This window comes from Flavobacterium terrisoli, assembly GCF_030167905.1.
GTDB classification, from domain to species: Bacteria; Bacteroidota; Bacteroidia; order Flavobacteriales; family Flavobacteriaceae; genus Flavobacterium; species Flavobacterium terrisoli.
The window spans coordinates 47,629-58,803 of sequence record NZ_JARGNA010000002.1; the positions used below are offsets into that span (position 1 = coordinate 47,629).

Annotated in this window: 12 protein-coding genes; 8 read left to right on the forward strand and 4 right to left on the reverse strand. The window is 39.4% G+C overall.

The features are described 5' to 3' along the window. Window positions 1-25: 25 nt before the first annotated feature. Window positions 26-379, reverse strand: a complete 354-nt coding sequence (locus P1K33_RS02295; RefSeq protein WP_284651241.1) for a tRNA-binding protein — start codon at window positions 377-379, stop codon at window positions 26-28. Between the two features lie 145 nt (window positions 380-524). On the opposite strand from P1K33_RS02295, the gene glgA reads away from it, so the two are divergent. Together glgA and P1K33_RS02305 are read left to right on the forward strand one after the other, a co-directional pair. After that, entirely contained in the window at window positions 525-1,751 is a 1,227-nt protein-coding gene (gene glgA, locus P1K33_RS02300; RefSeq protein WP_284651242.1) for a glycogen synthase, read from the forward strand. A 26-nt stretch (window positions 1,752-1,777) separates the two neighbouring features. Further along, window positions 1,778-3,052 (forward strand): glucose-1-phosphate adenylyltransferase, encoded by a 1,275-nt coding sequence (locus tag P1K33_RS02305; protein WP_284651243.1) that lies wholly within the window; start codon window positions 1,778-1,780, stop codon window positions 3,050-3,052. A gap of 36 nt (window positions 3,053-3,088) precedes the next feature. Here P1K33_RS02305 and P1K33_RS02310 read toward each other — a convergent pair whose 3' ends face one another. Then, complete coding sequence (locus tag P1K33_RS02310; RefSeq protein ID WP_284651244.1) at window positions 3,089-3,376, reverse strand: c-type cytochrome; 288 nt, start codon at window positions 3,374-3,376, stop codon at window positions 3,089-3,091. Between the two features lie 92 nt (window positions 3,377-3,468). Beyond that, window positions 3,469-4,401, reverse strand: coding sequence for a peptidylprolyl isomerase (locus P1K33_RS02315; protein WP_284651245.1), 933 nt, complete (start codon window positions 4,399-4,401; stop codon window positions 3,469-3,471). A 76-nt stretch (window positions 4,402-4,477) separates the two neighbouring features. On the opposite strand from P1K33_RS02315, the gene P1K33_RS02320 reads away from it, so the two are divergent. From P1K33_RS02320 to P1K33_RS02345, 6 genes are all read left to right on the forward strand, one after another. Beyond that, the gene (locus P1K33_RS02320; protein WP_284651246.1) at window positions 4,478-4,927 is read left to right on the forward strand and encodes a DUF1569 domain-containing protein; all 450 of its coding nucleotides are present in this window, start codon (window positions 4,478-4,480) and stop codon (window positions 4,925-4,927) included. 10 nt (window positions 4,928-4,937) lie between these two features. Further along, complete coding sequence (locus P1K33_RS02325; RefSeq protein WP_284651247.1) at window positions 4,938-5,738, forward strand: class I SAM-dependent methyltransferase; 801 nt, start codon at window positions 4,938-4,940, stop codon at window positions 5,736-5,738. A gap of 16 nt (window positions 5,739-5,754) precedes the next feature. Then, the gene (gene trmD / locus P1K33_RS02330; RefSeq protein WP_284651248.1) at window positions 5,755-6,432 is read left to right on the forward strand and encodes a tRNA (guanosine(37)-N1)-methyltransferase TrmD; all 678 of its coding nucleotides are present in this window, start codon (window positions 5,755-5,757) and stop codon (window positions 6,430-6,432) included. A 2-nt stretch (window positions 6,433-6,434) separates the two neighbouring features. Beyond that, window positions 6,435-7,445, forward strand: coding sequence for a Gfo/Idh/MocA family oxidoreductase (locus P1K33_RS02335; protein WP_284651249.1), 1,011 nt, complete (start codon window positions 6,435-6,437; stop codon window positions 7,443-7,445). A gap of 125 nt (window positions 7,446-7,570) precedes the next feature. After that, window positions 7,571-7,921 carry a 50S ribosomal protein L19 gene (gene rplS / locus P1K33_RS02340; protein ID WP_171223341.1) on the forward strand — a complete coding sequence of 117 codons (351 nt, stop codon included), beginning with the start codon at window positions 7,571-7,573 and terminating at the stop codon, window positions 7,919-7,921. A gap of 276 nt (window positions 7,922-8,197) precedes the next feature. Further along, window positions 8,198-10,420, forward strand: coding sequence for an NADP-dependent isocitrate dehydrogenase (locus P1K33_RS02345; RefSeq protein ID WP_284651250.1), 2,223 nt, complete (start codon window positions 8,198-8,200; stop codon window positions 10,418-10,420). A 49-nt stretch (window positions 10,421-10,469) separates the two neighbouring features. Here the strand turns inward: P1K33_RS02345 and P1K33_RS02350 are convergent, their stop codons facing one another. After that, a complete protein-coding gene (locus P1K33_RS02350; protein ID WP_284651251.1) occupies window positions 10,470-11,159 on the reverse strand; it encodes a hypothetical protein in 690 nt (229 codons plus the stop codon). Between the last annotated feature and the right edge of the window lie 16 nt (window positions 11,160-11,175).

Consider the following 11,175-nt stretch of genomic DNA (forward strand, 5'->3'; position numbering starts at 1 on the left):
GGAAATTAAAAGTTTCCGGATTTTTTTATCCAATCCGTAAACCGTTTTCCACTTTCAAATCGGAAGTCAATAGGACAATGTCATTATCAGGCCCAACCGAACCCAAAACCAAACACTCGCTCATAAAAGTGCCGATTTGTTTCTTGGGAAAATTGACTACGGCGATGACTTGCTTGCCAACCAAATCTTCCTTTGCATAGCGTTTGGTAATTTGCGCAGAAGATTTCCTGAGACCGATTTCCGTTCCAAAATCAATCACCAACTGAAACGCTGGTTTTCTCGCTTCGGGAAAATCATTCGCCTCGAGGATGGTGCCCACGCGCATTGCTACTTTTTCAAATTCACTCCATTGCAGTAGCCCATTTGTTGTGTTTTCCATAATTGATAACATTTATTTCATAAAAATACAGCCCAAAAGACAATTTTGTATAGTTTTTATAGTATTCCGGTAATCCAAAAGTTGAATATATTTCATACTTTTAAGAATTGTATGCAATGTATAAAAATCGTTTAAAAGTTACCCTATGAAAATTGCGCTGTTTACCAATGAATTTCCGCCGAATATTTACGGTGGCGCTGGAGTCCATATTGATTTTTTGAGTCAGGAGTTGTCCCAATTGGGCCAGGTCGAAGTGCGCTGTTTCGGTAACCAGGAAGCTACTTCTGCGTCGATGAACGTTTTGGGCATCCAATCTTCATTGACCAAACCTGAAGACGACCACAATCAGCACCTCAAAATGTTTCACAATTTGAGCCGCAATGTGGAAATGTCTCAGCATACTTTAGAAGCCGATGTGATTCATTGCCACACCTGGTACACGCATTTGGCCGGAATCTTTTCAAGGGAATTACTGCAATCGCCTTTAATATTAACCACGCACAGTTTGGAAACGCATCGTCCGTGGAAAGTCGAACAATTGGGCAATGGTTATTTTCTCTCCCGCTGGATTGAAAACCATGCATACAATACCGCCGACGGCATCATCGCGGTGAGCGAACAAATGAAAACCGATGTCATCGAAGCCTATGGTGTGGCACCCGAAAAAGTAACAGTCATCCACAATGGCATCGATCCTGATTTTTATAGCCCGACATTTGACAACGATTTACTAAAGGAATACGGCATCAATCCTGATATTCCGTTTGTGCTTTTTGTGGGCAGAATTACACGCCAAAAAGGAATTTCACAATTGATTTCAGCAGCTAAATATTTTAATGCCGATTGCCAGATTGTGCTTTGTGCCGGAGCACCGGATACACCCGAAATTGCCAAAGAAACTGAAGAATTAATTGCTGATTTAAAAGCCAGCCGAAATGGTGTGATTCTGATTTCCGAAATGCTGCCACGCGAGAAAGTTAAGGTGCTTTATAGTCATGCCAGGGTTTTTGCCTGTCCGTCATTGTACGAACCATTTGGCATCATCAACCTCGAAGCCATGTCGTGCGAAACTCCGGTTGTCGGCAGTGCGGTTGGCGGTATTCCTGAGATTATAGTCGAAGATCAAACCGGTTATTTAATTGAGTTGGAAAGCATTTCCCGAACGGATTTCAACCCAAAATATCCGGAAACTTTTCAGAAAAACTTTGCCGCTAAAGTCAATCAATTACTGGACGATGAAAATTTGGCCACTCAATTGGGCAAAGCCGGACGACAAAGGGTTTTGGAGAAATTCAGTTGGGCATCGATTGCCAAAACAACCTATAACTATTACACAGCAGTAATAGCCAAATTTGAAAAAGAAAAAGCCTAAACACTAAAAACGAAACGATAATTACCATGGTAAATAAAAGCACACTAGCCATTATTTTAGGCGGCGGACAAGGTTCAAGATTAGCACCGTTAACGCAAACACGTTCCAAACCTGCCGTTCCGATTGCCGGAAAATACCGTTTGGTGGATATTCCGCTTTCCAATTGTATCAATTCTGATATCAAAAGAATGTTTGTGTTGACCCAATTCAATTCGGCTTCTTTGAACCAACACATCAAAAACACCTATCATTTCAGCCATTTCAGTACGGCATTTGTAGATATACTGGCCGCAGAACAAACACCTGACAACATCACCTGGTTTCAAGGCACCGCGGATGCGGTTCGCCAATGCATGCAACATTTTACAAAACATCAATTTGATTATGCCTTGATTTTATCGGGTGACCAATTATACCAAATGGATTTTAACGCCATGATACGAGAACACCAAAGAAAAGGCGCTGACATTTCCATTGCCACTTTGCCTGTAACTGCCAAAGAAGCACCCGAATTTGGCATCCTGAAAACCGATTCCGAAAATTTCATCAGTTCGTTTATTGAAAAACCGGACGCTTCTTTATTACCCGAATGGACTTCGGAAGTCAGCGAGGAATCTAAAGCCGAAGGCAAACATTATCTGGCCTCGATGGGAATTTATATCTTCAATAAAGACTTGCTAATCGAATTGATGAACAATCCAGATACTAAAGATTTTGGAAAGGAAATCATACCACAAGCGATTGGAAAACAAAAAGTCCTGAGTTATCAATATGAAGGCTATTGGACCGATATCGGAAACATTGATTCTTTCTTTGAAGCCAATTTAGGGCTGACAGATGAAATTCCGAAGTTTAATTTGTTTGACAATTCGAGCAAGATTTATACGCGCGCCAGAACTTTGCCGCCATCCAAAATCACTGGCGGAACAACCATTGATAAATCGATGATCGCCGAAGGTTGCATTCTAAATGGTGCTACGATTGAACATTCGGTTATAGGCATCAGAAGCCGTGTTGGTTTTGGGACAACCATCGTCAATTCCTATCTGATGGGAAATGATTATTATCAAAACATAGAAGAAATCAAGAACAATTCGCAAAATGGCATGATCAATATCGGCATTGGCGAACGTTGCTTTATCAATAACACCATCGTCGATAAAGATTGTAGGATTGGAAATGATGTACGCCTCAATGGCGGAAAACATCTGGAAGACATCATAACCGATTTATACACGGTCAGAGATGGTATTATAGTCATTAGGAAAAACGCCGTCCTCCCGGATGGCTTTACCGTATAAAACAAAAAAACACTCTTTTGGAGTGTTTTTTTTTTATTAGTTCATCGTCAGATAATTGTAAATTTTTTGACCTTGCTCTTCATTTAATCTGGCTTTTGGTGCCATTCTTAAAACGATTGGTTTCCATTGCTCAGCAGAAAAATCTTTTGGACTATACAGCTGATGACATCTGGCACAACTGTTTTCGTAAAGCGATTTTGCTTCTGCTAATTCAGCAGTCAGTTCCACTTTTTTAGGCGTTTCCGCTACCGGAACACTTGATTTTGACGCACACGAATAAATAGTTACGGCTAAAACAGCAATGGCTAGTATTTTATATTTCATGGTTTTCCTTTTTATTGGTTGAAGTAAAAATAAAAAAAAATCCCAACCTTAGTTGGTCAGGATTTTCTTTTAATCAAAACTTAAGTTTTGTATTACTTCACGTCCATCAATTCAACATCAAAAATCAAAGTAGCATCTGGCGGAATCACACCACCGGCACCGCTTGATCCGTATCCTAAATAAGACGGAATCACAAAACGTGCTTTATCGCCCACTTGCAACAAGGCAATGCCTTCGTCCCAACCTTCGATCACATGACCTTTTCCTAACGGGAATTCAATTGGTTTTTTACGCGGATAAGAAGAGTCAAATGTCTTCCCGTTTTCCAATTGACCGGTATAATGAACTGAAACTGTTTTTCCGGCTTCGGCTTGTTTACCATTTCCTTTTTGGATGAATTTGTAACGCAAACCACTTTCTGTTTTTTCAAAACCGGCTGCTATTTTTTCCATTGCTTCTTCCGCTTGTTTTTTAGCTTCTTCAATTCTTCTTTGTCTTGAACCTTCAAAAGTCCTGAATGCTTCAATCGCATTCCATTTTTGAGCTTCCTCGCCTACTCTTACAATCTCCAAAGAATCTATCAAATCACCTTGCGCCACGGCATCAACCACATCCTGACCTTCTACTACGTGACCAAAAACAGTGTGTTTACCATCTAACCAATTGGTAGGAACATGTGTAATAAAAAATTGAGAACCGTTACTTCCCGGACCGGCATTGGCCATAGACAAAACACCCGGTTTGTCGTGCTTTAAGGTGGGGTGAAATTCATCATCAAAGTTGTAACCCGGACCACCGGTACCGATGCCTTGCGGACATCCGCCTTGAATCATAAAATCGGGAATGACCCTGTGGAATTTTAATCCGTCATAATAAGGTTTTCCCATCGGACGGGCAGAATTTTCCAATTGCCCTTCGGCTAAGCCTACAAAGTTCCCAACCGTTCCCGGTGTTAAATCGTGTGTTAATTTTACTAAAATCGAACCTTTAGTCGTGTTGAATTTAGCATATATTCCGTTTTCCATTGTTTGAATTGTTAAAAATGTGGTGCAAAGTTACTACAATATATTGTAAATTTGGTAACCAAAAAACATCAAAACCATGAGTTCTATTTATGACAAAAACGATAATGAAGTAATCATTTCCAGAATCAACAAACTTACCCCTGAAAGCAAAGCGCTATGGGGGAAAATGACGGTAGACCAAATGTTGTCCCATTGCCAGGCACCAATGGACTTTGCCTTTGGAAAAACTCCAATGAAATCTAATTTTATCATGCGCCTATTTGGGAAAATGTTGAAAGGAAAAGTTTTTGGTTCAACCGAATTCAAGAAAAACAGTCCGACAGCGCCGGCTTTTATTCGAACCGGAACTTATGATTTTGAAGAAACCAAAAATGGGCTAATCGAAAGAATAGGAGTGTTTTCAGATTTGGGACAAAAGGCACTTAAAACTACTAACCATCCTTTTTTCGGAGAATTGACTTATGACGAATGGAGCCAGTTGCAGACTATGCATCTTGATCATCATTTGAAACAATTTGGCGTGTAAAAATTTGAAAATGGCTGATCAACCAGATTATATCAAGGCAAATAAAGAAACCTGGAACAACAAAACGGATGTGCATATCGCTTCCGAATTCTATGATGTGGAAGGCTTTCTAAATGGGAAATCGACTTTAAATGACATCGAGTTAAAATTGCTCGGTGATATATCGGGTAAAAAAATATTGCATTTGCAGTGTCATTTTGGGCAGGACACCATTTCCTTTGCCCGAATGGGCGCTATGCCAACCGGTGTAGATTTATCGGATAAAGCGATAGAAAGAGCCAATGAATTTGCCAAAAAACTAAATCTGGATGTCACTTTTGTCTGTTGTGATATTTATGATGCACCAAAAATGATAGACGAGAAATTCGATATTGTTTTCACAAGTTATGGCACTATCGGCTGGTTCCCCGATTTGGACAAATGGGCCAATGTGGTTTCCCATTTTTTAAAACCCGATGGAAAATTTATCATGGCCGATTTTCATCCGGTGGTTTGGATGTTTGACAATGATTTTGGAACCATTTTCTATAATTATTTCAATGTTGAACCCATCATTGAAAGCGAAACCGGTACTTACGCCGACCGTGATGCTGAAATAAATGCCCAAACCATCACCTGGAATCATCCGATTTCTGAAATTCTGAACGCCTTAATCAAAAGCGGTATTGAAATCAATGCATTTGATGAGTATGATTATTCGCCTTATGACTGTTTCAATCAAACCGTTGAATTTGAAAAAGGAAAATTCAGGATCAAGCATCTGGACAATAAAATCCCGATGGTCTATTCCATTTTAGCAAGTAAAAAGTAAAACTTATCTTTGCGCCATGCGAATAGACATCATCACCATATTACCCGATTTATTGCGAAGTCCTTTTGAAGGTTCGATTATGAAACGTGCCATTGAAAAAGGATTGGTAGAAGTCCATTTTCACAATTTAAGAGACTATACGACCAACAAGCAAAAAAGTGTTGACGATTATCAATTTGGCGGTGGCGCCGGAATGGTCATGATGATACAGCCGATTGATGATTGCATTACCCATTTGAAAAGCCAAAGAGCATACGACGAAATCATTTATATGTCGCCTGATGGGGAAACCTTGAACCAAAAAATGGCCAACACGATGTCGATGTATGAAAACATTATTATTCTTTGTGGGCATTACAAAGGGGTTGACCAGCGTGTTCGCGATCATTTTATCACCAAAGAAATTTCGATTGGCGATTATGTACTTTCAGGTGGCGAAATTGGCGCGATTGTGTTCTGCGACGCCATAATCCGTTTGATTCCGGGCGTTTTGAGTGATGAAACTTCGGCATTAACCGATAGTTTTCAGGACAATTTATTATCGGGACCTATTTATACAAGACCAGCCGATTATAAAGGTTGGAAAGTTCCGGAAGTTTTGACCAGCGGCCATTTTGCCAAAATTGACAAATGGCGTGAAGACAAAGCCTACGAACATACCAAAAACAGAAGACCCGACTTACTCGAAGACTAATCATGGAAAAACCGATTGTTACCGCGTTGTTAGCCTATGGCATGTCGGGGAAAGTTTTTCACGCACCATTTTTGGCAACCTATAAAGGCTTCGAATTATATGCCGTTTTGGAACGAAATCAAAAGAAAGCCGCAACCGATTATCCAAGCATCATTAGCTTTTCCAATATTGATGAATTACTTTCGGATGAAACCATTGAATTGGTGATCATCAATACGCCCAACAATACACACTTCGACTATGCCAAGCAGGTTTTGGAAGCAGGCAAACACGCCCTGATTGAAAAACCGGCAACTTCAACTCCGGAAGAATTTGAAACGCTTTTGGCTTTGGCCGAAAAAGTAAACCGTAATATTTTTGTGTACCAAAATAGACGTTGGAGCAGTGATATTGCCTCAGCCAAAGAAATTATCAACTCCCGAAAACTGGGCGATGTTGTTGAAATGCATTTGCGATTTGACCGTTATCGGCCAACAATTGGCGGTAAAACATTTAAGGAAACACCGATTCCGAGCAGTGGTATTTGGTATGATTTGGGCGCACATTTGGTGGATCAGGCGATTTCAATTTTCGGCAAGCCGGAAAATCATTACCGAATTAAAAACAGTTACCGCGAAAACTCTCAAGTGGATGATTTTGCGTTTATGCATATTGTTTTCCCGAATAAAGTCAATGTATTTATCACGACCAGCATGTTGGTTGTCAATGCCCAGGCCGGAATAGTCATTCACGGCACCAAAGGCAGTTACATCAAAGAATTCTGTGACGAACAAGAAGACCAACTCATTGCAGGCATGTTGCCAACGGATACCGAATTTGGGAAAGAGAAACCCAACAAAGAAGGCAAACTGACCTACTACAACGAAAATCAGGAAAAAATAACCGAAAGCATTCCTTCACTCAAAGGGAATTTCAACGGATTGTTTGATGCTTTATACAAAAGCATTCGGAATCAAAAACCATTTCCCGTTGACAATCAGGAAATTATTGAGCAATTAAAATTATTGGTTTGATATAAAAAACTAACATTAACGGCTTGCAACTTCGAAGATTTTAATTATATTTGCACCCACATTTGACCAACCTCTGGCGAAAACCGTGAATGTTGCTCAGATTTTAAACCATAATAGTCGTAAAAATGGCAAATTTAGTAGATTTCGTTAATAACGAATTATCAACAAAAAAAGATTTCCCTGCATTCGGAGCTGGTGATACAATCACTGTGTACTACGAAATTAAAGAGGGTGAAAAAACAAGAACTCAGTTTTTCAAAGGAGTTGTTATTCAAAGAAAAGGTGCAGGATTGACTGAAACTTTCACAATCCGCAAAATGTCTGGCGCAGTTGGTGTAGAGCGTATCTTCCCAGTAAACATGCCGGCATTACAAAAAGTTGAAGTTAACCAAAGAGGTAAAGTTAGAAGAGCTCGTATCTACTACTTTAGAGAACTTACCGGTAAAAAAGCAAAAATCAAAGAAAGAAGAAGATAATTCTAAACTTTGTACTTATAAAAACGCCCCGATACTTTCGGGGCTTTTTTATGCGCAATATTTAGCTTAAAAAATTGCTATTTTACCAATTTTATTTCGGCTGATTGTCATTTTAACAATTTAAACTCTACAGATTGTCAATTTGATAATTCAATCGATTTCGCTCAAAACCAATCGCACGTAATCGTGATTTACTTATATTTGCATGGCTTGAAAATGAACGTTTTCGTCATAGAGCAACAACTAACTAAACGTTACGAATAAAAAACAATACCAATGACACAAAAATCCAAAATTCATTACACGCTTACCGATGAAGCACCAATGTTGGCTACTCATTCGTTTTTACCAATCGTACAAGCATTCACTGCTCCGGCAAATATCGATATCGAACTTAGAGACATTTCATTGGCAGGCAGAATATTATCCAATTTCCCTGAATATTTAAAAGAAGACCAAAAAGTAAGCGATGCTTTGTCAGAACTTGGTCAATTGGCTACTACACCGGATGCCAATATTATCAAGCTACCAAATATCTCCGCTTCCACTACGCAATTAAAAGAAGCGATTGCCGAATTACAGTCACATGGTTTTGCCATTCCTAATTTCCCGGAAGAACCGTCAAATGAAGAAGAGAAAAACATCAAAGCTAAATATTCAAAAGTATTAGGTTCAGCCGTAAACCCGGTATTGCGTGAAGGAAATTCAGACCGTCGTGCGCCGAAAGCGGTAAAAAATTACGCCAAACAAAACCCACATAAAATGGGTGTTTGGACTTCTGACAGTAAAACTTCGGTAGCACATATGAATTCAGGTGATTTTTATGGAACAGAAAATTCAACCACAGTAGCCAACGACAGTAAATTCAGAATCGTTTTTGCCGGAAATGATGGTTCTACCACAGTTTTAAAAGATTATTCCAACTTAAAAGCAGGCGAAGTCATTGACAGTTCAGTGATGAACTTAAAAGCTTTGAAAGCTTTTACCATTGAAGCAATAGCCGAAGCCAAAAAGCAAAACGTATTGCTTTCAGCACACTTAAAGGCTACGATGATGAAAATTTCCGATCCGATTATTTTCGGAGCCATCGTTGAAACTTTCTTCGCAGCGGTTTTCACCAAATATGCCGATTTATTCAAATCATTAGACATCAACCCAAACAACGGCTTACAGGATTTATTCGAAAAATTAGCAGGAAACCCACAGGAAGCTGAAGTAAAAGCAGCGATTCAAAATGCTTTAGAAAATGGTCCTCGCGTTGCGATGGTGAATTCTGATAAAGGCATTACCAATTTCCACGTTTCATCTGACATCATTGTAGATGCTTCTATGGCAGCATTGGCTAGAAATGGCGGTAAAATGTGGAATGCAGAAGGCAAAGAAGAAGATACAATAGCTATTATTCCGGATCGTTCTTATGCAGGATTTTATGCGGCAGTAGTTGATGATATGAAGAAAAATGGTGCGTTAGATCCAAGAACAATGGGGTCTGTACCAAATGTTGGTTTGATGGCTCAAAAAGCCGAAGAATATGGTTCACACGACAAAACTTTCCAGGCATCAGCCAACGGAAAGATTCAAGTAGAAGACGAAAACGGAACGGTTTTATTATCCCAAAACGTGGAAACTGGCGATATTTTCAGAATGTGCCAAACCAAAGATGCTCCGATTCAAGATTGGGTAAAACTAGCTGTAAACAGAGCGCGTTTGTCTGATACTCCTGCTATTTTTTGGTTGGACAAAGACAGAGCACACGACAGGGAAATCATCAAAAAAGTAGAAAAATATTTAAAAGATTACGATACAAACGGTTTGGACATCCGTATTATGGATGTAAAAGATGCAATGACCGAAACCTTACGCAGAATTCGTGAAGGAAAAGATACTATTTCAGTTTCAGGAAATGTATTGCGTGATTATTTAACCGATTTATTCCCGATCTTGGAATTAGGAACTTCGGCCAAAATGTTATCGATTGTTCCGCTAATGAATGGTGGTGGTTTATTTGAAACCGGTGCCGGTGGTTCAGCACCTAAGCACGTAGAGCAATTCGTAGAAGAAGGCTATCTGCGTTGGGATTCCTTAGGTGAATTCTTAGCACTCCAGGCTTCTTTAGAGCATTTGGCACAAACACAAAACAATCCGAAAGCTCAGATTTTAGCCGATACTTTGGACGAAGCCAACGCTAAATTCCTGGCAACCGATAAATCTCCGGCACGTAAAGTAGGCGAAATTGACAACAGAGGTTCACACTTCTATTTGGCTTTATATTGGGCACAAGCTTTGGCGTCACAAACCAATGACACAGAATTGCAGAATAAATTCAAATCAATTGCCGCTGAATTGACCGAAAACGAATCTAAAATCGATGCGGAGTTAATCAGAGCACAAGGAAAACCACAAAACATTGGCGGTTATTACCAACCTTCTGAAGAACTGACTGCAAGCGCGATGCGTCCAAGCCAGACCTTCAATACGATTCTATCAAAATTAGCGTAATGCTCAATTTTATATTCAATAAAAAAGCGACCTAATCGGGTCGCTTTTTTTATTCTTTTTTCTTTATTAGTCCGTCTTGCTTGAGTATAACCAGTTTTGCTCTGACGCCGGTTGTAAGATTCCATTTATTAGTAGTAACCATGCCACCATTTGCGTCATAGATTACAAATTGAGCAGTATTTGGACCAGATTCACCCTGATTCATAGCCTCAATTTCAATTTTATTTATTCCTTCCTTTAGTTCCATAAATACTTCCCTAAAAGCAACGTCGAGCAAAATGGCGTCAATTACTACTTTATCATTGAGCCAAACCCGAACCACGTCTCCATCCGGTGCCTCATGATCACGACAGGCCATTCGCATGGTTTTGGTTCCAATCTTAAATTCACCTAAAAATGTATCGCTTCTGAATTTTTCCAAAATTTCACCATCACTGCCCTTGCGATTCATTTTTTCTGTGTACATTTTGGAAGGATTTTCAAACTGTTCTTTTTCCATAATGCTCTTTTCCTGTTCCGGCTTTTTATTGAGCAGAGAAACACTTTCTAAAAGTTTGTCTTTTTTATCAAAAATACTGGGATAAGTAATTGATTTAGGAGTCGAAGTTGATGCAGGAGCAATTGTTCCTGATTTTTTGGGAACCGGAGCCATTTTCAAAGTCTTATTAGGTGACTCAAATTGAGAAAACCCTTTAAGGCTGAAAATCAGTAAAAATAAAACAGCAAAAACCGCTTTCATACAACTTCTGTTTGAG

Excerpts from the sequence above, each read along its gene's own strand:
- P1K33_RS02295 (WP_284651241.1), bottom strand. The coding sequence starts at position 379 with ATGGAAAACACAACAAATGGGCTACTGCAATGGAGTGAATTTGAAAAA.
- glgA (WP_284651242.1), top strand. The coding sequence starts at position 525 with ATGAAAATTGCGCTGTTTACCAATGAATTTCCGCCGAATATTTACGGT.
- P1K33_RS02305 (WP_284651243.1), top strand. The coding sequence starts at position 1,778 with ATGGTAAATAAAAGCACACTAGCCATTATTTTAGGCGGCGGACAAGGT.
- P1K33_RS02310 (WP_284651244.1), bottom strand. The coding sequence starts at position 3,376 with ATGAAATATAAAATACTAGCCATTGCTGTTTTAGCCGTAACTATTTAT.
- P1K33_RS02315 (WP_284651245.1), bottom strand. The coding sequence starts at position 4,401 with ATGGAAAACGGAATATATGCTAAATTCAACACGACTAAAGGTTCGATT.
- P1K33_RS02320 (WP_284651246.1), top strand. The coding sequence starts at position 4,478 with ATGAGTTCTATTTATGACAAAAACGATAATGAAGTAATCATTTCCAGA.
- P1K33_RS02325 (WP_284651247.1), top strand. The coding sequence starts at position 4,938 with ATGGCTGATCAACCAGATTATATCAAGGCAAATAAAGAAACCTGGAAC.
- trmD (WP_284651248.1), top strand. The coding sequence starts at position 5,755 with ATGCGAATAGACATCATCACCATATTACCCGATTTATTGCGAAGTCCT.
- P1K33_RS02335 (WP_284651249.1), top strand. The coding sequence starts at position 6,435 with ATGGAAAAACCGATTGTTACCGCGTTGTTAGCCTATGGCATGTCGGGG.
- rplS (WP_171223341.1), top strand. The coding sequence starts at position 7,571 with ATGGCAAATTTAGTAGATTTCGTTAATAACGAATTATCAACAAAAAAA.
- P1K33_RS02345 (WP_284651250.1), top strand. The coding sequence starts at position 8,198 with ATGACACAAAAATCCAAAATTCATTACACGCTTACCGATGAAGCACCA.
- P1K33_RS02350 (WP_284651251.1), bottom strand. The coding sequence starts at position 11,159 with ATGAAAGCGGTTTTTGCTGTTTTATTTTTACTGATTTTCAGCCTTAAA.